The following is a 23,176-nucleotide window of genomic DNA, read 5'->3' as shown; positions in this document are numbered from 1 at the left end:
CATGTGGTGGACCCGGCTCAAGGCGCTGATCGTCAAGGAACTGCTGGCAGTGCTGCGCGACCCCAAGGGCCGCGCAATCCTGATCGGACCGCCGATCGTGCAGCTTCTGGTGTTTTCCTATGCGGCTACGCTCGAGGTGACCAATGTCGACGTCATGGTTCTCAATCGCGACAACGGCCATTGGGGACAAGAACTGGTCGAACGGATCGACGGCTCCCCGACGTTTCGAAGCATCGCGTTCACCGATGATCAGCATGAAGTTCGCGACGCCATCGACAGGCAACGCACTATTGCCGCCCTGGAGATCGGCCCAACCTTCTCGCGCGACATAGAAGCTGGCCAGCCCGCCAAGGTCCAGATTATTCTCGACGGGCGTCGGTCGAATGCGTCCCAGATCGTCTCCGGCTATCTCGGACGCATCGTCGGCACGCTCGCCGCCGATACGCCGGCCGGCAAGCGCGTGTCGTCCGAGGCGATCACGGTCGTGGCCCGAAACTGGTTCAATCCCAACCTCACCTATCAATGGTTCATGGTGCCCAATCTGGTTGCCAGCATTGCGCTGTTGATCGGGTTGATCGTCACGGCGCTCTCGATAGCGCGCGAACGGGAGCTTGGCACCTTCGACCAGTTGATGGTGTCGCCGTTGCGCACCCACGAGATCCTGATCGGCAAGCTGATCCCGCCGATGATGATCGGGTTGTTCCACATCACCGTCTATATTCTCGCCGCCGTCTTCATCTTCGGCGTGCCGCTGCGTGGCTCGCTGTTCCTGCTCTACGGCAGCGCAGTGTTCTATCTCGCCGCCGTTGTCGGGCTCGGCCTGTTCATTTCCGCATTGTCGATGACACAGCAGCAGGCAATCCTCGGCGCCTTCCTGTTCATGGTGCCGGCAATGCTGCTCTCCGGCTTCGCCACGCCGATCGAGAACATGCCCGCCTGGCTGCAGCCGGTCACGCTCGTCAATCCGCTGCGTTACTTCCTGGTGATCGTGAAGGGCGTATTCCTCAAGGACATCCCGCTGGCCGAGGTCGTGCGCCAGACGATTCCGCTCTGCGTCATCGCCCTTGTCACGCTCTCGGCCGCTTCATGGCTGTTCCGCCGCCGGCTGGAATGAATATCAACCCTTGATGAAACGCTCGATCGCAGAGATTTCATTCTGGCGGATGTCGTGCCCACCGGCATGCCATTCGATCTCGGTGGCGGTGCCCTGCGCCTTGAAATAGTCCGCCAATGCCTGCGTCTGAGGCGCCGGGCAAATCGGATCGCGCTCCCCGGCCGTGATCAGAACTTGACGCCCCGCGAGCGCTGCATTGTCTCTGGGGCGGAACGGGATTAGCGGATGCATCAGGATAGCCTTGTCGAATAGGCCGTTCTCGATCAGCACGTTGGCAAGAATGTTCGCGCCGTTCGAATAGCCGAGCCCAATGACCTCGGATGCCTGGTGTTCGCCTGCGACGGCCCTGACGAATTCGGCCATCTTTTTGGTTGCACGGGATAGGTCCGCCATGTCGTAGACGCCCTCGCCTGTCCGCTTGAAGAAGCGGGCAGCGCCATGCTCCGACACGTCGCCACGCGGCGAAATGATCGTCGCTTCCGGCATCAGCTGGGTTCCGAAGGTGAAGAACTGGTTTTCGTCGCCGCCCGTGCCGTGGAAGACGAAGAAGATCGGATTGCCGGGCTCGCCGGCCTTCAGTTTATGGACGTAGCCGTGATCTGCCATGGAAAGTCTCCTTATTGCTTGCCGGATGTGGCATCGGCGGCGTCGCCCGCCGCCGTGCGCTTCAGCCAATAGATTTAGGCTTCCAGCTTCTGCAGATGGTTTTCGAGAACCGGGCGCAGGTGCTTGTGCTGTTGCGGCAGCTTCAGCGCCTCGCCGAGATGGGCCAGATCCTCATCACGGTTGAAGCCCGGCTCGTTGGTGGCGATCTCGAACAAGACCCCGCCCGGCGTGCGGAAGTAGATGGCCCAGAAGTAATCGCGGTCGATCACCGGGGTGACCTGGTAGCCGGTGTCCATCAGCGCCTTGCGGACTTCGAGCTGCTTTTCGCGATTGTCGACGGCAAAGGCGATGTGATGAACGGAACCCGCCCCCTGAGCGGCACGGTTGAGGTTCGGCATGGTCTCAAGGTCGATCAGGCCCGCGCCGTTGCCATCAGGCATAATCAGGCGGGTGACGCCGTCCTTACGGTCCAGCTCCTCGTAGCCCATGAACTTCAGAAGTTCCGCTGTCGCCCCTTCGTCGCGCAGCCGCATTGCGGCCGAATGGAAGCCGTGGATTGCATGGTCTTGCGAAACGCCGCCATCCGTCCAAGGCGACCGCGGATCGTCGCGCACTTCGACCAGCGCAAAGCCGTCACCATCAGGGCCTGCAAAGTTCAAACGCTTTTCACCGAAGGTCTCTTCATCCTTGAGCCCGCTGACGCCGAGGCTCGACAGCCGCTCGCGCCAGAAGCCGAGTGCGCCCTCGGGAACGGAAAAGACGGTGGTCCCGACTTCGCCCGTGCCGGCACGTCCGCGCGGCATCTGCGGGAAAGGAAAATAGGTCATCACCGTGCCGGGCGTGCCGGCTTCATCACCATAGTAGAGATGATAGACGTCGGGGGAATCGAAGTTCACCGTCTTCTTGACGCGACGCATGCCCAGTGTCTTCGTGAAGAACTGATTGTTGGTGAACGCGTCGTCCGCCATCGATGTAACGTGGTGCAGGCCCTTGATCTGATTGAGCATTGCCGTGATCCTTTCTCTGCCCGCCAAGACCGGGCTTTGTCATGACGCATAGATGCGCCCATCCGGATCGTTGCGAAAGACGGCCGCGACCAAACGCATTGTCAACATACCGTTGACGACTGGAGAAAATCGTTGAACGAATAGCGAGCAGACGATCCGTGCCTTGTGGGTGGATCGGCTGCTGCTTAAGATCGGCATCGGCCACATTGTGGCTGTCGGGAACGTGCGGGAGGAGGAGCCCAGACATTCCGTGAAATACCGCCTGGTTGTTGCTGTCATCCTGCTGCCGCTGGCGGTTGCCGCGCTTGCCTGGCAAGGCAATGCTGTGGCCACGCGCAGCTATCTCGATGAAGCATCGGCGCAGGCAAATACGGCGCTCAGGCTCGCAGTGGCGGCCCTCGATGGTCACCTCAACCGCTACCAGGCTCTGCCCGCTTTGATCGCCGACCACGACGACATCCGTGAACTTGCGACACGACCGCGCGACCGCCGGCTGAGAGAGGCCGTGAACGCCTATCTCAAAGATATCAATGCACTTCTCAACTCATCCGATATCTATGTGATCACGCCGGACGGCGACACGATTGCTGCCAGCAACTATGACGGTCCGACGAGCTTCGTCGGGCAGAATTTCAGCTATCGCCCCTATTTTCAGGAAGCCCTGCGCGGGCAGCAATCCCGCTTCTACGCACTCGGCACGACATCGTTGAAACGCGGCTACTATTTCGGCTCGCCAATCCGCGTGGGTGACGACATTCGCGGCGTCATCGTCTTCAAGGTGGATATCGAGAGCATCGAGGCATCCTGGCAGGGAGGCGAATACAAGATCTTCGTTTCCGACCCGGAGGGCATCATTTTCATGTCCGGCACGCCGGAATGGCTCTATGCGTCAGTCCTGCCGCTGACCCCGGAGCGGCTTGCACGCACGGAGACATCAAGGCGCTATGCCAATGCCACCTTGCGCGCACTGCCTGTCGCGCGCACCAGCCTCACTGATCACGACCTGATGACGATCGCGTCCAGCGACACTAGCCGGGAGTACCTGCTACTGTCGCAATACATGGCCGATGCCGACTGGACTGTGAATGTGCTGACCGACACGGCATCCGTCCGCACCCAGGCGCTGACCACCGTCATCGCTGCCCTTCTGCTTCTATGCCTCACCGGCCTTGCCGCCGCCATTCTCTGGCAGCGCCGCTCCCGCCTCAACGAGCGCATCTCGATGCAGGCGGAAGCCCAGGCCGAACTCGAGCGACGCGTCGACGAACGCACCGCGGACCTTGCGCGCGTCAACGTGCAGATCGAGGAAGAAGTCGCCGAACGGCGCCAGACCGAGCAACAATTGCGTCGGACCCAGGCGGACCTCATCCAGGCGGGTAAGCTCGCCGGCCTCGGCCAGATGTCAGCGGCGCTTTCGCACGAATTCAACCAGCCACTGGCGGCGGCAAAAACCTATGCCGACAGCGCAGCCTTGCTGATCGAGCGTGGGCGGGCCGAAGAGGCGAGTGACAACATCCGGCGCATCTCCGGCCTGGTCGACCGCATGGCGGCAATCAGCCGGCATCTGCGCAATTTTGCGCGCAAGCCCAACGAGAAGCTGGGGCCGGTGTTGATCGAGGATGTCGTGCGCGACACGATGGAGATCGTCGCCGTCAGGCTGAAGGCGGCTGCGGCCGACATCGACATCGACCTTGGTCCAGCGCCGCTGGTAGTGCGCGCCGGTTCTGTCCGTCTGCAACAGGTGCTGGTCAATGTCATCTCCAACGCAGCCGATGCGGTCGAGGGGCTGGACGATCGCCACATCCGGCTTCGCGCCTGGAGCGACGGCGACAAGGTCGTGCTCGCGGTCAGCGACCGCGGTCCCGGCGTACCTGCGGCGATCGCCGAGCGCATCTACGACCCATTCTTTTCGACCAAAGGCGTCGGCAAGGGACTAGGCCTTGGCCTGTCCATTTCCTACAACATCGTCAAGGACTTCGGCGGCAGCCTGACTGCCACGAACCTTGCCGAAGGCGGTGCGGAATTCCGCATCGAACTTCCCGTCGCCAATGAGCAGGGCCAGGAGGCCGCCGAATGATCGAGAGCCGCGTCCTGCTTGTCGATGACGAAGAGGAGTTGCGCCATTCGAGTGCGCAGGCGCTGGAACTCGCCGGCTTCCGCGTCGATACCTTCGCGAGCGCAGAACACGCCCTGGAGTTCATCGGCTTCAGCTTTCCCGGTGTCGTCATCAGCGACATCCGGATGCCGGGCATGGACGGGATGACATTCCTGCAGCGCATCCGCGAGATCGACGTCGAGGTGCCGGTGATCCTTGTCACCGGCCATGGCGACGTTCAACTGGCCGTGCGTGCCATGCGCGAAGGCGCCTATGATTTCGTCGAAAAGCCCTTCACCGCACAGATGCTTGCCGGCACCATTCGCCGCGCGCTCGACTGGCGCGCACTGGTACTCGAAAACCGGCGGCTCAAGGCGGTGGCCGGCAAGCGCGACGACATTGAACAACGCCTGCCCGGCCGCAGTCAGGTCATGGTCGATCTGCGCTATCGGGTCCGCGCAATCGGCGCCTCTGATGCCGACACCTTGATCATCGGCGACACCGGCGTCGGCAAGGAGGTCGTGGCCCGCACCCTGCACGATCTGAGCGGCCGGGCAAACAATCCCTTCATCGCCATCAACTGTGCAGCCCTGCCCGAAAACCTGATCGAGAGCGAGCTTTTCGGACATGAGCCAGGCGCGTTTCCCGGCGCGATCCGTCCACGCTACGGCAAGTTCGAACATGGGCGCGGCGGCACCATCCTGCTCGACGAGATCGGCTCGATGCCGATCGATCTGCAGGCCAAGTTTCTGCGCGTCCTGCAGGAGCGCGTGATCACGCGGCTCGGCTCCAACGAGGTGGTGCCGCTGGATGTACGCTTCATCGCTACCAACAAGGTCGATCTCGAGCAGGAGGTGGCCGCCGGCCGCTTCCGGCCCGACCTTCTCTATCGCCTCAATGTCGCGACGCTGCGCGTGCCGCCGCTGACGCAGCGTCGTGCCGACATTCCGCTCTTGTTCCTGCAGCTCGTACGGGAATCCGCGGCTCGTTACGGCCGCGATGAAGTCGAGGTATCGCAGAACCTGCTGGCCGAGATGGCGGAACGCAACTGGCCGGGCAACGTGCGCGAATTGCGTAACGCCGCCGAAAGGCTGGTTCTTGGGCTGGATACGGCCTCGAACGAAATCAACTCGTCCGAGCCGAACAGCGGCCGTTTGGCCGACAAGGTCGCAGCGTTTGAGAAGGGGCTGATTGCCAATGCCATAGCCACCTACGGCGGCGCCCTGAAGCCCGTATACGAGTCGCTCGGCATCTCACGGAAAACGCTCTACGAGAAGATGCAGAAATTTGGCCTCGACAAGAAGCTCGTTGCGACGGACATGTCTGGCGAAAGCGACGGGCGGTAACGTCGGCGACCACGCGGCGACGCCGGACGTCATGCGCATGGTGTCCCCGCAATACCGCGTACCCGCGACACTGCTGCGCCCAACCCAAAACGAGAACAGGGGCGCGGATGCCGCGCCCCTGCAAAGCCCTGGTAAGGGTTCCGCCTTAAACGTTGAAGGCCGCACCGATGAGCGTCTTGGTGTAAGGCTCCTTCGGTGCAGTGAAGATCCCGTCGGTATCGGCTTCCTCGACGATCTTGCCGTTCTTCATCACGATCACGTAGTCCGACATTGCCTTCACCACCGACAGATCGTGGCTGATGAAGATGTAGGACAGGCCGTGCGAGCGCTGCAGATCGCGCAGCAGCTCGATAACCTGGCCCTGGACGGAGCGGTCGAGCGCCGATGTCGGCTCGTCGAGAATAACCACCTTCGGCTTCAGGATCATGGCACGCGCGATCGCGATGCGCTGCCGCTGACCACCCGAAAACTCGTGCGGATAGCGGTTGCGCGAGGCCGGATCGAGCCCGACCTCCTTCAACGCTTCGATGGCACGACGGTCGCGATCGGCACGGCTAAGCGAGGGCTCGTGCACGTGCAGGCCTTCCGTGATGATTTCACCGACGGTCCTGCGCGGAGACAGCGAGCCATAGGGATCCTGGAACACCAATTGCAGCGCACGCCGTAGCGGGCGCATCTGGCCGCGGTCGAAGCCGGAGATGTCGGTCGTGCCGAAGCGGTAATAGCCGCTGCTCGGCAAAAGCCGCAGCAAAGCACGCCCAAGCGTCGACTTGCCGGAGCCGGATTCACCGACAACGCCGATCGTCTGGCCCACGCGAAGCCGCAGGTTGACCTTGTCGACCGCGCGGAAGACGGCATTGCCGCGGGTGAAAAACCCACCGCCGATCGCGTAGTCGACACAGACGTCCCGACCTTCAAGGATGATCGGTGCGCTGTCCGCCGGAGGTGCCTTGCGGCCGCTCGGCTCTGCCGCGAGCAGCATCTTCGTATAGTCGGCCTGCGGCCGCTCGAAGATGTCTGCGGTCGTTCCCTGCTCCACCACTTCGCCGCGGCGCATTACCGCGACGCGTTCGGCAAAGTGTTTGACGATGCCGAGATCGTGCGTGATCAGCACGATCGCCATGCCGAAGCGCTTCTGCAACGACTTCAGGAGATCGAGGATCTGAGCCTGGATCGTCACGTCAAGCGCTGTCGTCGGCTCGTCGGCGATCAAAAGGTCAGGCTCGTTGGCGAGCGCCATCGCAATCATCACGCGTTGACGCTGGCCGCCCGAAAGCTCGTGCGGATAGCTGTCGATGCGTCGACCCGGCTCGGGGATGCCGACCAGTTCGAGCAGTTCCAGCACGCGCTTGCGCGCCTGCTTGAACGTGCCGCCGCGGTGGTGCACGATCGGTTCGGCGATCTGCCGGCCGATCGTGTAGAGCGGGTCGAGCGAGGTCATCGGCTCCTGGAAGATCATCGTGATCTTGGAACCGCGCACGCCGTTGAGCGCCTTGGGCGAAAGACCCACCAGCTCCTGACCGCGATAGCGGGCAGAACCGGTAACGGTGCCGTTCTTGGCGAGCAGTCCCATGATGCCCATCATGGTCTGGCTTTTGCCCGAGCCGGACTCGCCGACAACAGCAAGAGTCTCGCCGGTACGCACGTCGAGATCGATACCCTTGACCGCTTCGACCGTCCCGTCAGGCGTCGAGAAGTTCACCTTGAGGCCGCGAACGGCCAGGATGGTTTCGTTTGTGTCAGCCATGTCAGCGGTCCTTCGGGTCGAGCGCATCGCGCAGGCCGTCGCCGACGAAGTTCAACGAGAACAGCGTCAGAACAAAGAAGATGGCCGGGAAGATCAGCAGCCAGGGCGCCGACTGGATGTTGTTGGCACCTTCCGAAATCAACGCTCCCCAGCTCGTCAGCGGCGCCTGAACGCCAAGGCCGAGGAAGGAGAGGAAGCTCTCGAGCAGGATCACCTTCGGCACGACGACGGTGACGAAAACGATGACAGGACCGATGGTGTTCGGAATGATGTGCCGGCGGATGATCTGCCAGTCCGTCAGGCCGAGCGCCTGGGCTGCACCGACAAACTCCCGCCGTTTCAGCGCCAGCGTCTGGCCGCGCACGATACGGGCCATATCCAGCCATTCGACCGCGCCGATCACCAGGAAGATCAGGATGAACGAGCGTCCGAAGAAGACCACGAGCACGACAACGAGGAAGACGAACGGCAGAGAATACATGATCTCCACCAGTCGCATCATGACGTTGTCGACGCGGCCGCCGATGTAACCCGACGTCGCGCCGTAGACGACGCCGATGCCGAGCGACACGAGACTTGCCAAGAGACCGACGGCAATCGAGATCTGGCCGCCGAGCATGACGCGCACCAGCAGATCGCGGCCGTTCGAATCGGTGCCGAACGGGAAATACTCGCGGTTCACCTGACCGGTCACCTTGAGAGTACGACCCTCGTCCTCCGTTGCCACGACCTGAGTGTCACGGAACTCGTTGGCACGATCGAAGTAGCGCGTCGCGCGGGCATCGATCGGCTGCTCTGAGGTGATCGTCGCGGTGAAGGTCTCACCGTCGATGTTGAACTCCTTGAGCGTGACGCGGGCGCGTGTTGCGATCCCTTCCATCACCCCTTGCAGGGTGGACGTGTCAGGGCGCGGCTCGAGGCTTGGTCCGATATTCACGTAGGACGGGAACACCTGGTCGTAGGTATGCGGCGAAAACAGTGGCCCGAGGAACGAGAATACTGCGATGAGGGCCAGCATGACGCAGCCGGCCATGGCAGCGCGGTTGCGCTTGAAGCGCATGGCCGCCAGCTGGAAGAGGCTGCGCCCCTTGGTTTCCGGCGTTACCGCCGGCGTCTGGACGACATCAGTCATGGCGAACCCTCGGATCGAGCAGGCCGTAGAGAATGTCGACCAAAAGATTGAAAACGATAACGAAGATGGCGACGAGAATGACCGTGCCCATCACCAGCGTATAGTCGCGGTTGATCGCCCCGAGGACGAAGTAGCGGCCGACGCCCGGAATGGTAAAGATCGTCTCGACCACAGCCGAACCGGTGAGCAATGCCGCCGCGCAAGGTGCGAGGTAGGAGACAACCGGCAGCATCGCGCCGCGCATGGCGTGGGTGATGACGACTGTCCTTGCCGGAAGGCCGTAGGCCTTGGCCGTTCGGATATGGTCGGTGTGCAGCGCCTCGATCATCGAACCGCGGGTAAGCCGCGCGAAGACCGCGAGCTGCGGCAGTGCGAGCGCGATCATCGGCAGGATCAGGAAGCGCAACGAACCGTCACCCCAACCGCCGGCCGGCAGCCAGGCCAGGACGATGGCGAAGACCAGCGTCAAGACAGGACCAACGACGAAATTCGGTACGGTGACGCCGAGCGTCGAGACCGACATGATCGTGAAGTCGAGGATGCTGTTTTGCCGGAGTGCAGCGATCGTACCGGCGGTAACGCCGCCGATCACGGCAAACAGCAGTGCGTACAGGCCGAGCTCCATCGAATAGGGCAAGCCCTTGCCGATCAACTGCGCGACGTTGTTATCCTTGTAGATATAGCTCGGGCCAAAGTCGCCGGTCACCGCATTGCTGAGATAGTGAACGTATTGGCGCCACAGGGGCTGATCGAGCTGATAGGTCGCCATCAGGTTCGCCATTGTTTGTGGCGGAAGAGGACGCTCGAGGTTGAAGGGGCCGCCAGGGGCAAACCGCATCAGGAAAAAGGAAATGGTGACGACAATAAACAAGGTCGGCACCGCACTCGCCAATCGGCGAAGGATGAAGGAAATCATTGACGTGCTCCGGAGGCGACGCGCGGCATTTTCACCGCGCGTCGTCCCTGTTCGTTATTCGGCGACGCTCAGGAACCGGCTCAAGTGCTGGTTCGGCGAGTTGTCCTGCCAGCCCTTGACGCGGTCGGAAACCAGCCACAGGTCGGCCTGGGTCAGAAGCGGAGCGATCGGCTGTTCCTTCATCAGCAGAGCTTCAGCTTCATGCAGCAGCTTGGAGCGAGCTGCCGGATCCTGCTCCTCGTAAGACTTCTTCATCAGCGCGTCGAATTCAGCGTTTTCGAAGTGGCCGTAGTTGAAGGTCTTGTTGGAGCTAAGGCTGAGAGCGAGGAAGTTCTCGGCGTCGGCGTAGTCGGCAACCCAGCCGGCGCGCGCAACGTTGAACTTGCCGCCTTCCTGCAGGTAGGCATAGTGCGAGGACACGTCGAGGTTCACCAGCGACACCTTGGCGCCGAAGGTGTTCTTCCACATGTCGGCAACGGCCGTTGCAACACGCTCGTGGTTCGGGTTGGTGTTGTAGCGCAGCTCGATTTCGAGCGGCTTGCCACCTTCGCCGTAACCGGCTTCCTTCATCAGAGCCAGTGCCTTGTCTTCGCGATCGAGCTGCGACAGGGTGCCGAACTCGGCCTTGGACGGATCACCGTAGCTCTCGATGCCCGGGGGCACCATCGAGTAGGCCGGCAGCTGCGAGCCGGCGTAGATTTCCTTGGCGAGGAAGTCGCGATCGACTGCCATCGACAGGGCCTGACGAACGCGAACGTCGCTATAGGGCTCCTGGCGGGTATCGAAGGCGTAGTAGTAGGTCGCGAGCGTCGGCGAAACATGAACCTGTTCGCCATGGGACTTGCGCAGACGATCGAGCTGATCGGCCGAGAAGTTGTAGGCGAGATCCATTTCCTTCGCTTCGAAGCGGCGAACCGAGGCGGCCTGGTCGTCGATCGGGTAGAAGATGACCTTGTCGAGCTTGACGTTGGCGGCATCCCAGTAGTTGGGGTTCTTGACGGCGGTCAGGCTGTCGTTCGGAACGTGCGCGGCGAGCGTGAATGCACCGTTCGAAACCATGACGCCCGGCTTGACGAAGTCCGCGCCATTCTTTTCGACGCTTGCCTTGCTGACCGGAAGTGCCGTCTGGTGCGCCAGCAGCTCGAGGAAGAACGGGGTCGGGCGCTCAAGCGTGATTTCGAGCGTCTTGTCGTCGACAGCCTTCATGCCGAGCTGGTCGGTCGGCAGTTCACCCTTGTTGACCTTTTCGGCGTTCTTGATCGGGAAGAGAATGTTGGCGTAGCCGGCCGCGACCTTCGGGTCTTCGACACGGCGGAACGAGAAGACGAAATCTTCTGCAGTCAACGGTGAACCGTCGGACCACTTCGCGTCAGCGCGCAGCTTGAAGGTATAGACCGTACCGTCGTCCGAAAGCTCCCACGTTTCGGCTGCACCCGGGACGATCTTGCCCGAGGCGTCATAGATCGTCAGGCCTTCGTAGAGATCCTTGAGGATGAACTCTTCGATGTTGATCGACGTATGGGCCTGGTCCAGCGTCTGCGGCTCACCGGCGTTGCCACGATGCAGGACAGCTTCGGCAAGAGCCGGGCTTGCTCCGATGAGCAACGAGCCGATCAGCGCGGCGGCGCTTAGGTTGAGTTTCAGTGATGCCATTTTGTTTCTCTCCTTCCCCTTTTTTGGGTTTGTGATCGCAGGAGAGAAGTGCAAATCTTTCTCGAACGCAAGGCGGATTCTGCAACCTGCTGCATCTTTATCTATAGAGTTGTAATTTTACGAAATCACAGGTTGTATTTCGTTTGCGGTCCTTTTCGTCGTTTTTGCGACGCAGGTGTGACAACCGGGCGGCAATCCACGCGTTTCTACTGCAACGTTTTAGATGCTGGCGCCGCTCTGTCCCCAGAACGGCAAGAATCGGCCCTGATGCAAATTTCGTGAATTCAAGGCGCAGTTTACGTAATGTGCGGAAAGAAACAGAGCCTTTGCCGCAATCTTCTTGCAAAGCGTTCACTCAGCAGCGACACTGTGTTTCCCTATAAGTGTTTTCTGTCTCGGTGCAACCCACCATCGACACACGGAAAAGTGGTATTGACCTTTCCCTACCCGCTCATCCGCGGCGCACCACTAGAAAGCGAAACGGTTAGATCCGCTGTGTTGCATCCAGTCCACAGTAAAATCGATTGAAGCGGCTTCGGCACCCCTCGCAGGGGCCCTCTTGACCGTTGCCAAACCACTTTGATGAACTATTGTGCGCCAGACTTCGGTGGGCGCGACCATTTCGCACGCGTTGTCACGCCGCACGACAATCCGGCCATCGACATTGCGTCGATGCAAGCACGTGCGGCGCTTCGCCGGACCAATTTTCGTGGCGCACCAGGCTGCGCCGAAACACTAAAGGGAGATATCGAATGGCATTGATCACATTGCGGCAACTGCTCGACCATGCGGCGGAGAACGACTACGCGCTGCCGGCGTTCAATGTGAACAATCTCGAATACATTCAGGCCGTCATGCGCGCGGCTGACGCCACTGATTCTCCCGTCATCCTGCAGGCAAGCCGCGGTGCTCGCTCCTATGCGGGCGATGCGTTCCTGCGCCATCTCATCCTTGGTGCGGCGGAAGAATATCCGCACATTCCCGTTTGTCTGCATCTCGATCACGGCGACCAGCCGTCGACCTGCATTTCGGCGATCACCAATGGCTTTACTTCCGTCATGATGGACGGCTCGCTGGAGAAAGACGGCAAGACCGTCGCCAGCTATGAATACAATGTCGCGGTCACCGCCGAAGTCGTGAAGATCGCCCATGCGGCCGGCGTTTCCGTCGAAGGCGAACTTGGCTGCCTCGGCAACCTGGAAACCGGCGCTGGCGACAAGGAAGACGGCCACGGCTTCGAAGGCAAGCTGTCGCGCGAGGAGCTGCTGACCGATCCGGAACAGGCCTTCGACTTCGTCACCAAGACCGGCGTCGATGCGCTGGCCGTTGCCATCGGCACCAGCCACGGCGCCTACAAGTTCACCCGCGAGCCAGATGGCGACATCCTGTCGATCGAAACGATCGCCAAGATCAACAAGCGCCTGCCGAACACCCACCTCGTCATGCATGGCTCGTCCTCGGTCCCGAAGGATCTGCAGGACCTGTTCAACACCTATGGCGGCAAGATGAAGCCGACCTGGGGCGTTCCGGTGTCGGAAATCCAGAAGGCGATCCCGCTCGGCGTGCGCAAGGTCAACATCGACACCGACCTGCGTCTGGCCATGACCGGAACGATCCGCAAGAACTTCGCTGAAAACCCGGAGAATTTCGACCCGCGCACCTACCTAAAGCCAGCAACGGCTCTCATGACCGAGGTTTGCAGGGAGCGTTTCGAAGCCTTCCGCACCGCCGGCAAGGCATCGAAGATCCGCACCCTGCGCTTGCCGGAGATGGCAAAGCGCTACGCAGCCGCCTGATCCGCGAACCGGCCGCCCCTCTTCCCAATGGAACGACGGGAACGGGGGTGCCCTGTTCGAGCGCTTGGCGACAGACAACAGTCGGCGCGCGGCCCGTGATCAAGCGGCCGCGCGCCGATTTCGTTCGATCGCGATGGCTGGTTCGGCGAGCGGACGCCAGGCCACGCGATATCCAAGTACTCACTCGGCCCCAGCGCTCATTCAGGCGCGGCGCTCGCCCGCCGCTTCGTGCTCGTAAAGCTGATCCATGCTCAAGGTGGCCACGTCAGCGAAAGGCGTCTGGCTTTTCACCCGGCCACCGCCGAGGATGACGACCTCGTCGCAAAATGAAATCGTGCTGCGGTGATGACTGATGACGATGGTCGTGCGGTGCCCGGCCCTCGATTTCAGCGTCTCGACGATGGCCGCTTCGGACAGGCCGTCGACCGCGTTGGTGGCTTCGTCCAGGATCAGGATCTCGGGGTCGCGCACGAGGGCTCTGGCCAGGGCAACCCGCTGCCGCTGCCCCGCCGAGAGGCTGGCGCCTCTGTATCCGACGACGGTTTGATAGCCCTGCGGCAGGCTTTCGATGAAGCCGTGTGCTTCGGCCATCCTGGCCGCGTGCTCCACTTCTGCGGTCGTCGCCTCCCGGCCATAGGTGATGTTCTCGAGGATCGTACCATCCACCAATTCGAGGTCCTGGCTGGCGAGCGCGATCTGGTTCCGCCACTGAACCGGGTCTATCCGGTTCAGGGGGATACCATCGACGAGGATCTGCCCCTCGTCCGGTTCGACGAAGCGGCATAACAGATTGACGATCGTGGTTTTCCCGGCACCGGACCGGCCGATGACCGCCGTCGAGCGGCCGCCACGGATATTGAATGTCGCGGCATGCAGCACCACGGCACGCGAGCCAGAACTCGGATATCGGAAGGTCACCCGATCAAATCTCAGCTGCTGTCGCAGACAATCGAATGGCTCCCTCCCCTCAGGTGGCTTTGGCTTGTCGGATGCGTCCAACAGCCACCGCACCTCCTCCAATGAGCCGCTCCAGCCCTGGATCTGGCTCCAGGACAATTGCAGCGCACGCACGTGCGGCTGCAAGCGATAGAGCAGGACCACGAAGGCAACGATGACGGGAAAGCTGACGCCGCCAGACCAGGCGGCGACAACCACAGCCAGGAAGAGGGCGGAGTGGAGCGTCTCGGTGAGTGGCGGCAGCACGCCCTGACGGGCCTGTAGCGAGAACCCGGCGCGTCTGACCGCATCCGACGCCGTATCGAACACGGCCTTCTCCCGCGCCTCCTGGCCGAATATCCGTATCAAACGACCGGCATGAACAAGATGGAGCATTCGAGCCGCAAGCTCGCTGTTGAAGGAGGTAACTTCGCGGCTCGGCCCCTTGAGGGTTGCGGACAGGACGTAGTGCACGAGCTGGACGAGAACGAGGCCGAGCGCGACGAACAACGTCATCTGCCAGGACAGAAGTAGGAGGAATGCCAGGAGAATGATGGCAGCCGAGCCATTCACGAGCGCCGCAAGGACGGTCTGGATTGCATCGGAGGCCCGCCAGGACTCATTTGAAATGATGTTGAGCAGCCGCCCCGGATTCTCCTTCATGAAGAAAGGATAGCCGACCCGCAGGAGCTGAGCCGACAGGGCGCTGCGGATCGAGTGTCCTGCCTTGCCGTAGATGAAGGTCGCGAGCACGCTGTTGGCAAAGGCGAGGACGTTCTTGAGCGCGATCAAGGCAAAGGCCGCGCCGGCGATGACAATCAGCCGCTCGCCGTCGTCCAGCCCCGATCCGACCTGTTGGAACAGCGAGGAGACGCCGTTCAATGCCGCTGGATCCTGATCGCCGGCAATGATGCCGAGCATGGGGATGATGAGGCCGATACCGACGCCCTCGAGTGCTGCGCTGAAAAGGCCGAGAATTACCACGGCCGGAAGCAGACGCATTTGCCCGCCCAGCGCATCGCGCAATAGCTGCAGGCCCGGCAAGAAGATTCTGAACATGGCGACCGTCCTCAGCGATGGAGTTGCTCTTCGGCCCGTTGCTCGACCGGACCTGGCGACCGCTCCGCGACGAACAGGCCCACGAACTTGAGGGCACCGAGCAGGTTCATGAAAACGATCGGCCAGTGCGACAGGTGCAAGACGGGGTCGAACCGGGCGCCGCCGAAGATTTCCCCGAACGCCGACCTGACGGTCCAACAGAAATGCCGCAGCAGCCACGGCGCGGTGCGCAGGTGCTTCAGGCAAAGCGCACCATTGCCGAAGCTGTAGTTGCAATGAAGCGTCTCGATTGCCGCCCGTGCGCGACGGCCGTGATGATGGAAGACGACCATGTCGGGGACATATTCGACGGGGATGCCAAGCCGATCAGCGCGCACGAGATAATCGGTGTCCTCTGCCGACAGCAACGGCGCGCCGGCGCCAAACCGTTCGTCGAAGGGACCGACGCGCAATGCGACCTCACGATGCATCGTCATGTTGCAACCCAACACGAAGCCGCCTGGATGAACCTCATGCGTCAGCCGTTCGCGCACGTTCGACCGTTTGATGGTGAACGGCAAGTCGGCGGGGTTGCCGAGCTCGACACGGCCGCCGCGGATGACCCCGCCCCCGCCGCCTGCACAGTGGTGTTCCAGATCGCGCAGATAGCCGACGTCGACTTCGCAGTCATCATCAATGAAGATCAGGATCCTGCCGCGCGCATGTGCCATTGCCGTATTTCGGGCGACAGCCAGGCCCGGTCGGGTCTCGACGGCATGCGTGATCGCCATGGGTGACGCGGCCGCAATACGGCTGATGCAATCGGGCGTGCCGTCCGTGGAGCCGTTATCCACCACGACAAGCTCGCATCGATCTCCGGCATGGAAGCGGCACGCCGCCTCGATCGATCGGATACAGGCATCGAGCGCCTCGACGCGGTTGCGCGTGCAGACGATGAAGCTTGCGAAGGTCTCTTCGCGCGCGGCCGACGTCGGCACCCACGGCGTCTCCGTCGCGTTCGCGCATCCCTTTGCCGCCCATGCCGGGCGTTCGACTGTCATATTAAACCGGGCCATGACGAGGAAGGACGTTCGCTGCCGGGACGGACTGCAGGTATCGCGACAGGGCATCCATGCGCCTCATCGCAGCCAGCGACATGCTGCTGCACCAGGGCGCATGAACGCCTGCGATGAGGCCGTATCGCTCCCGGCGCCGGATAAGTCCCCATTTGCCCGTCTGCGTCAGAAACTCATGGGTGAGCTGCGGCCGCCGCTCGTCGCTGACAAGCTGGTAGAGGAAATAGAATAGGTTCAAGGCGCCTTCGTCATGGCCGGCGCGGCTTTGCTGCGGGTACCCGGAAATCCTGTCTTCGAGCGCCAGAATGCAGTTCGCAGCATTTCCGATCGTCTCGGCCGTGACGGCAAGGCCGATGTCATTGAGCGCCTGGGGATTGTCGCAAAGACGTTCGCGCTCGAGGTTTTCAGCAACAATCTTCAAGTGGGTGCGGCGCATTTGGCGCTTGTGCTTGTTCGTCACGCTGTTGCCATGGATACGATAGGCGACCATGGCCTCGTCGATCATCATCGCCGGAAAACGGTCGGTGACGCGCCGGAAGAGATCGAAATCCTCCGCATGCACATAAAGCGCGTCATAGGTGAGCATATCCTCCGGTATGACATGCCTGTTGTAGACGACGGTCGAGTGCATGAAGATCGTGAAGAACATCGACAGCGCCTTCAGGTTCTCCGGCCGATAGATTGGATTGGGCGTGCCACGGACGATACGATCGCCGATGAGCGTATCGATGCCGGTGCCGCACAGCGCGAGCTGTGGCTGTTGCATGAACAGCGACACCTGCCGCGACAGCCGTGACGGATAGGAAATGTCGTCGGCATCCATCCGTGCGATGAGATCGCCCTTTGCCAGAGCGAGACCTTCGTTCAAGCTCGCGATCAAACCGCGGTTCTCGCGGGAGATGATAGTGACGCGGTCATCGGCCTTTTGATAACGCCGCATGATTTCCAGTGAGCGATCACGCGAACCATCGTCGATGGCGATGATCTCCAGCCGCTGGTAATCCTGCCTCAGAATGCTCTCAAGCGCCGCGGCGAGATAGGACTCGGCGTTGTAAACGGGCAGCAGGACGGAAACCAACGGAACGGTCATGAACAATCTCGAACACTATTGCAGATCTGAGGCTTGAAGCGCGTTTGCCCGGCCAGCGGCGTCCGCACGATAAGCCGGATGCGGCCGCTCGTCCCCTCGCCCCTGAAACCAGTCGACAGTGCTTCCAGCACTCGCGGATGGTGCACTTGGCCGACCGTTGGCACGAAGATAGGGAAAGTGCCGCTTCAAGCCGTTGAGCGGCCTCTCTAACGCCAGCCAGGAGAACGCCGCCACGACCAAAGTGGCGGCACCTGCGACGACCAAGCGCCCAACGCCCTGTTCCGAAACGTTGACCGGTATCCACCCCTGCGCCTTGACGACCAGCGCCAGCACGACCGGATGAAACAGGTAGACGCCATAGCTGACACGCCCAAGCGCCGTTAGCGGCGGGAGTTCCAGCAACCTGCCGAAATCGCCACGAAACCCGGCGGAAGCGGTGCCGACCAACATTACAAGCGGGACGAGAGGCAAAACTTCGAGACCGATCCAAACGATCCAATCAAGTGCCGGCCCCACCGGCATCGATCGACCCCAAAGCAGCACGAGGGATAATATGGAAAACGGCAGCCAACTGACTGTCATCCACCGCGGCCAGGCCGTGGCCGTCGATCGGTGAACAGCCAAGAGGGCACCAGCCGCCAGCGCATCCATCGATGCCGGAGGCAGCAGGTCTCGTGCAAGCGAGGGCTCCCCCGTGAGCGGCCAATAAAATCGGTATGCCAGCGAGCAGGCGATGACGCCGACGCAGAGCCGCCCGATCCAGTGGCGCGGCGTCAGCAGAATGAGGAGCGGCCAGACGATGTAGAATTGTTCTTCAATGCTCAGGCTCCAGGTGTGGCAGAGCACCCACGGCGTCCACGCATCCTTTAGCGCGTACCAAAAATTCGAGAGATAAAGCGCGTGCCATGCCCAGCCTTCCCTGGAGCCTTCCAGGTTGACCAGCCACACGAAGCCAAGCATGCCGAAATAGGGTGGGAAGATGCGCAGGGCACGGCGAATATAGAACGACCTGAGGGTCGTCGCTGCTTCGAACTGAGCCGCGGAACGCGCGTCGAGGAGCAGGCGCGTTATCAGAAAGCCGCTGAGCACGAAGAATAGCCGCACGCCGAGATGCCCCCAATGGGAATCGTCGGCGGCAAAGAAATGCGCGTACAGCACCATCGAAACGGCAACGGCTCTCAATCCGTCCAGTTGCCGGTCGCGCATAGTCAGCATTAAACGTCCCCTCGGAGTTCCGACCGCTGCGGTCAACTTCCTGTGGAGCCAACTCCGTGGTCAGCTACGATTTTTGCCGCGAGGTTGCCATTTGCTTCGAAGAAGCGCGAAGGGTTCGGTCGGTCGCAAGACACGTTGAGGGCGGCCCCCAAAACCTTAGGGCCGAATAGGGCCAAACTTTGACCGCTTGATTGGCAAGCGCGCGCATATACCGGCGGCTGGCGGCTGACGCCACGCCTGCAAATTCGGTCGCCGCTGCAGAACCGCACCGCAAGCGCTTGTTTCGTTTCAGAAACGAGCGTCGTCCAGTCAGCCCGAGGGTTAGAACGTCGGCGGCGTGTTGATCCAGAGAAGAACCGTTTCGCCGTCATGCCGGTTGGACCAGGCATGGCGGCGTTTGCTTTCGAAGTAGAGCGAATCGCCGGCGCTCAGGTCGTAAAACTGATCGCTGTCGAGAATGAACTCGACACGCCCCGAAAGCACATAGACGAATTCCTCGCCTTCATGCCGATAGGCGCCTTCGCTCGAAGCACCCGGCTCCAGCACGAAGCGATGGCAATCCATCTGGTTGCGACCGTCGGCCAAAAGCTGCACGGTGACACCGGGCGTCGTCTTCGGCCAGGTGCGCCATTCTCCCGCACGGACAACGGCTCGACCATCGGTCTCCTCTTCGCCCGACAGGCTCGATACCGTCGACCCGAAATATTCGGCGATGTTGTGCAGAACAGCGACAGACACGCCCTGCGAGGTTCTCTCGAGCGTCGAGAGGACAGAAGCGGCAATGCCGACGTCGCCTGCGACCTGTTCGAGAGTCTGGCCGGCGGCATGCCGCAGACTGCGCAGCTTGCGACCGACCTGATTGTCGAGACCGCTTTCGCCCGGTGCGGGCGCGTCGTCGTCCCCGGCCGCTTCCGCTTCGAGCGCTTCCCTGATGGCCGCGGGATTGAGACCGCGCTCGACCCGGAACCAGGAAATGCGTTTCAGCCGGGCGAGATCGCCTTCGGTGTATTGCCGGTGGCCCGTCGGTGAGCGCTCGGGCACGACCAGTCCTTGGGTTTCCCACAATCGGAGCGTCGAGGCGGATACACCCGCCAGCCGTGCAGCCTCGGCAACCTTGTAGCGCACGCCGCCCATTTTCTGTTTCCCTGTTTCGATCGCGGGTGCCGGCGCGAATCTGCGCCGCGCCTGCGCGTTGGCGAACTTACCTGCCGGGCATGACCTTTTACAAGAATGCGTCATCAGCGCCGGTGTTCTCTCGATCACCAAATTTGATTTGCATTCCATTTTGAAAGATGTACCACTTCCCAGACAATCTTGCAGAAAAAATGCAATATATTGCCTCCGCCAGCAACAGGACACGCGCCATGACTAGCCTCACCGATCGTAAGAACGCTGCCATTTCCCGCGGCGTCGGCATGACCACGCAGATCTACGCCGACCGTGCGGAGAACGCCGAAATCTGGGACAAGGAAGGCAACCGCTACATCGACTTTGCCTCGGGCATTGCAGTCGTCAACACCGGCCACCGCCACCCGAAGGTGATCGCCGCCGTCAAGGCGCAGCTCGATCGCTTCACCCACACCTGCCATCAGGTCGTGCCCTACGAGACCTATGTGCATCTCGCCGAACGCCTCAATGCGCTTGCGCCCGGCGACTTCGCCAAGAAGACGATCTTCGTCACGACCGGCGCGGAAGCCGTTGAAAATGCAGTGAAGATCGCCCGCGCGGCGACTGGCCGCCAGGCCGTGATCGCGTTCGGCGGCGGCTTCCATGGCCGGACCTTCATGGGCATGGCGCTCACCGGCAAGGTGGTCCCGTACAAGGTCGGCTTCGGCGCCATGCCGGGCGACGTCTTCCACGCCCCCTTCCCGATCGAGCTGCACGGCGTCACCGTCGACCAGTCGCTGGCGGCGCTGAAGAAGCTCTTTGCCGCCGATGTCGATCCGGGTCGCGTGGCCGCAATCATCATCGAGCCGGTGCAGGGCGAAGGCGGTTTCTACCCGGCTCCGCCGACCTTCATGAAGGCGCTGCGCGAAATCTGCGACCAGCACGGCATCCTCTTGATTGCCGACGAAGTTCAGACCGGCTTTGCCCGGACGGGCAAGATGTTTGCCATGGACCATCATGAGGTCGCGCCCGACCTGATGACGATGGCAAAGAGCCTTGCCGGCGGCTTCCCGCTCGCTGCCGTCACCGGCCGTGCCTCGATCATGGACGCACCGGCGCCGGGCGGCCTTGGCGGCACCTATGGCGGCAACCCGCTCGGCATCGCCGCCGCGCATGCCGTACTCGACGTCATCGCGGAAGAGAACCTCTGCGAACGTGCCGAACTGCTCGGCGGTCGTCTGAAGCAGCGCCTCGCCGCAATCCGCGAGCAGGCGCCTGAGATCGTCGACATCCGCGGCCCCGGCTTCATGAACGCCGTGGAATTCAACGATGTGAAGACCAATCTGCCGAGCGCCGACTTTGCCAACAAGGTGCGCCTGATTGCGCTCGACAAGGGTCTGATTCTGCTGACCTGCGGCGTGCACGGCAACGTCATCCGTTTCCTCGCGCCGATTACCATCCAGGACAACGTCTTTGCCGAGGCGCTCGACATCCTTGAGGCATCGATCCTCGAAGCACGCGGTTGACGCTTTGCCGGGCGACCGCTAACGCGGTTGTCCGGGCCGATGAAATGGCTCCGGGTGTCGGGAGGAACGACACCCGCAAGAACAAACAGGAAGCGGGTCGGTCGGCGTGCGACAGGCATCGCTGGAGGACGCCCATCATGACCCTGACGCCGGCTTTGACCAAACACTTGCGCGACGGCGAACTGTTTTCCGCCTTGGACCGCATAGCGCATTTCGCCGGGAGCTGGACGGGCGAGGCCTTCGACGTCTTCAATCCGTCTACCGGCGAGCTTCTGGCGTCGTTGCCGGATATGGGCATCGAACAGGCGAGTGCGGCGATCGACGCGGCAGCCGCCGCGCAAACCCTTTGGGCGGCAAAGCCCGCCAAGGATAGAAGTGCCGTGCTTCGACGTTGGCACGACCTGATCATCGCCCATGCCGACGATCTCGCCGCCATCCTGACCGCCGAAATGGGCAAGCCGGTCGGAGAATCGAAAGGCGAAGTGCTGCACGCGGCCGCCTATGTCGAATGGTATGCCGAGGAAGCCAAGCGCATCTACGGCGAGACCTTTCCGGCTCCGGCCAATGACCGCCGCATGCTGGTCATCAAGCAACCCGTTGGCGTCGTCGGCACGATTACCCCGTGGAACTTCCCGGCCTCGATGGTCGCCCGCAAGATCGCTCCAGCACTCGCCGCCGGCTGCGCCATTGTCCTGAAACCTGCCGAACAGACGCCGCTCGTTGCCGGAGCCCTGTTCGTCCTGGCCGAGAAGGCGGGTTTCCCGGCCGGCGTCGTCAATCTGCTCTACGCCTCGGAAGGTGCTGCGATCGGGCGGGAACTCTGCAGTAACCCCAAGGTCCGCAAGATCAGCTTTACCGGCTCGACGGAAGTCGGGCGCCTGCTGATGCGCCAGTGCTCCGACCAGATCAAGAAGGTCAGCCTGGAACTCGGCGGCAACGCGCCCTTCATCGTCTTCGACGATGCCGATATCGACGAGGCGGTCGATGGCGCCGTCCAGGCGAAGTTCCGCAATGCCGGCCAGACCTGTGTTTCGGCAAACCGCATCTATGTGCAATCGGCGGTGCATGACGCATTCGCCGAGAAATTCGTCGCACGCGTGGCCGAACTCTCGGTCGGGGACGGCTTTTCCGCCGGCGTCACGATCGGGCCGATGATCGACCGGCACGCGATCGAGAAGATCGAAGCCCATGTCGCCGATGCCGTGTCCAAGGGCGCCGAGGTGCGCAGCGGCGGTCATCGCATCGGCACGTCAGGAACCTTCTTCGAACCGACGGTGCTGACCGGCATTTCGACCGACATGCGCATCGCCCAGGAAGAGACATTCGGCCCGATTGCCCCGATCATCCGCTTCGAGACCGCCGAACAGGTGATCGCCGAGGCAAATGATACGATCTATGGCCTCGCCGCCTACTTCTATGCCGAGAACCTCAAGCGCGTCTGGCATGTGGCCGAGGCACTCGAATACGGCATGGTCGGCATCAACACCGGCCGCATGTCTTCGGAGGCCGCCCCCTTCGGCGGCATCAAGCAATCCGGCATCGGCCGCGAGGGCTCCCGTCACGGGCTCGAAGACTATCTGGAGATGAAGTATCTCTGCATGGGCAACATCTGAGCGTTGCCTTCCACGTGAACTGCTTGAACCTCTCGCCTCGCCGCTGATCGCAATGTTTGTGGACTGCGGCGGGCGCAATGCCTGCCGGTACCCGGCCTGTCATAAACAGCACTTGAAATTGATCGGCGGGCTTGCCAATTGGGGCAGGAACCAAGGAACCATA

General features: G+C 61.9%; 17 protein-coding genes. 6 read left to right on the top strand and 11 right to left on the bottom strand.

The genetic code is table 11. The features are described 5' to 3' along the window. The first annotated feature begins 1 nt into the window (after position 1). Positions 2–1,114, top strand: a complete 1,113-nt coding sequence (locus tag IB264_RS16680) for an ABC transporter permease (RefSeq protein WP_025428697.1) — start codon at positions 2–4, stop codon at positions 1,112–1,114. A 3-nt stretch (positions 1,115–1,117) separates the two neighbouring features. Here IB264_RS16680 and IB264_RS16675 read toward each other — a convergent pair whose 3' ends face one another. After that, positions 1,118–1,720 carry an alpha/beta hydrolase gene (locus IB264_RS16675; protein ID WP_025428696.1) on the bottom strand — a complete coding sequence of 201 codons (603 nt, stop codon included), beginning with the start codon at positions 1,718–1,720 and terminating at the stop codon, positions 1,118–1,120. Between the two features lie 74 nt (positions 1,721–1,794). Then, positions 1,795–2,727: a VOC family protein gene (locus IB264_RS16670; protein ID WP_025428695.1), complete on the bottom strand. Its 933-nt coding sequence runs from the start codon at positions 2,725–2,727 to the stop codon at positions 1,795–1,797. Between the two features lie 250 nt (positions 2,728–2,977). Between IB264_RS16670 and IB264_RS16665 the strand changes: the two genes are divergently transcribed. Continuing rightward, positions 2,978–4,804 (top strand): sensor histidine kinase, encoded by a 1,827-nt coding sequence (locus IB264_RS16665; protein WP_025428694.1) that lies wholly within the window; start codon positions 2,978–2,980, stop codon positions 4,802–4,804. After that, a complete protein-coding gene (locus IB264_RS16660) occupies positions 4,801–6,168 on the top strand; it encodes a sigma-54 dependent transcriptional regulator (RefSeq protein ID WP_025428693.1) in 1,368 nt (455 codons plus the stop codon). Before IB264_RS16665 ends, IB264_RS16660 begins: the two co-directional genes overlap by 4 nt. 145 nt (positions 6,169–6,313) lie before the next feature. Here the strand turns inward: IB264_RS16660 and IB264_RS16655 are convergent, their stop codons facing one another. Genes IB264_RS16655 through IB264_RS16640 form a run of 4 tightly spaced genes read right to left on the bottom strand, consistent with a single transcriptional unit; the run spans position 6,314 to position 11,616 of the window. Next, complete coding sequence (locus IB264_RS16655) at positions 6,314–7,915, bottom strand: ABC transporter ATP-binding protein (RefSeq protein ID WP_192433845.1); 1,602 nt, start codon at positions 7,913–7,915, stop codon at positions 6,314–6,316. Position 7,916: 1 nt separating this feature from the next. After that, entirely contained in the window at positions 7,917–9,047 is a 1,131-nt protein-coding gene (locus tag IB264_RS16650) for an ABC transporter permease (RefSeq protein ID WP_025428691.1), read from the bottom strand. Continuing rightward, entirely contained in the window at positions 9,040–9,963 is a 924-nt protein-coding gene (gene oppB / locus IB264_RS16645; RefSeq protein ID WP_025428690.1) for an oligopeptide ABC transporter permease OppB, read from the bottom strand. The genes IB264_RS16650 and oppB overlap by 8 nt, the downstream gene beginning before the upstream one ends. 54 nt (positions 9,964–10,017) lie before the next feature. Then, the gene (locus IB264_RS16640; RefSeq protein WP_025428689.1) at positions 10,018–11,616 is read right to left on the bottom strand and encodes a peptide ABC transporter substrate-binding protein; all 1,599 of its coding nucleotides are present in this window, start codon (positions 11,614–11,616) and stop codon (positions 10,018–10,020) included. Positions 11,617–12,368: 752 nt separating this feature from the next. On the opposite strand from IB264_RS16640, the gene fba reads away from it, so the two are divergent. Continuing rightward, positions 12,369–13,412 (top strand): class II fructose-bisphosphate aldolase, encoded by a 1,044-nt coding sequence (fba, locus tag IB264_RS16635; RefSeq protein ID WP_057211221.1) that lies wholly within the window; start codon positions 12,369–12,371, stop codon positions 13,410–13,412. A 201-nt stretch (positions 13,413–13,613) separates the two neighbouring features. Here the strand turns inward: fba and IB264_RS16630 are convergent, their stop codons facing one another. From IB264_RS16630 to IB264_RS16610, 5 genes are all read right to left on the bottom strand, one after another. After that, positions 13,614–15,407, bottom strand: a complete 1,794-nt coding sequence (locus IB264_RS16630) for an ABC transporter ATP-binding protein (RefSeq protein WP_025428686.1) — start codon at positions 15,405–15,407, stop codon at positions 13,614–13,616. 11 nt (positions 15,408–15,418) lie between these two features. Further along, entirely contained in the window at positions 15,419–16,447 is a 1,029-nt protein-coding gene (locus IB264_RS16625) for a glycosyltransferase family 2 protein (protein ID WP_025428685.1), read from the bottom strand. Position 16,448: 1 nt separating this feature from the next. After that, on the bottom strand, positions 16,449–17,552 hold the full coding sequence (locus IB264_RS16620) for a glycosyltransferase family A protein (RefSeq protein ID WP_025428684.1): 1,104 nt from the start codon (positions 17,550–17,552) through the stop codon (positions 16,449–16,451). A gap of 15 nt (positions 17,553–17,567) precedes the next feature. Then, positions 17,568–18,767: an acyltransferase gene (locus IB264_RS16615; protein WP_025428683.1), complete on the bottom strand. Its 1,200-nt coding sequence runs from the start codon at positions 18,765–18,767 to the stop codon at positions 17,568–17,570. Between the two features lie 321 nt (positions 18,768–19,088). Further along, the gene (locus tag IB264_RS16610; protein ID WP_025428682.1) at positions 19,089–19,901 is read right to left on the bottom strand and encodes a cupin domain-containing protein; all 813 of its coding nucleotides are present in this window, start codon (positions 19,899–19,901) and stop codon (positions 19,089–19,091) included. Between the two features lie 230 nt (positions 19,902–20,131). Here IB264_RS16610 and IB264_RS16605 point away from each other — a divergent pair, with 230 nt between their 5' ends. After that, entirely contained in the window at positions 20,132–21,400 is a 1,269-nt protein-coding gene (locus tag IB264_RS16605; RefSeq protein WP_025428681.1) for a 4-aminobutyrate--2-oxoglutarate transaminase, read from the top strand. A 137-nt stretch (positions 21,401–21,537) separates the two neighbouring features. Further along, on the top strand, positions 21,538–23,013 hold the full coding sequence (locus IB264_RS16600) for an NAD-dependent succinate-semialdehyde dehydrogenase (protein WP_025428680.1): 1,476 nt from the start codon (positions 21,538–21,540) through the stop codon (positions 23,011–23,013). The last annotated feature ends 163 nt before the right edge of the window (positions 23,014–23,176 follow it).

Origin of the sequence: Ensifer sp. ENS11 (genome assembly GCF_014851895.1) — a bacterium.
Taxonomy (GTDB): domain Bacteria; phylum Pseudomonadota; class Alphaproteobacteria; order Rhizobiales; family Rhizobiaceae; genus Ensifer; species Ensifer canadensis.
The sequence above is the reverse complement of the archived record's forward strand: the minus strand, read 5'-3'. Positions and strand labels throughout refer to the sequence as shown.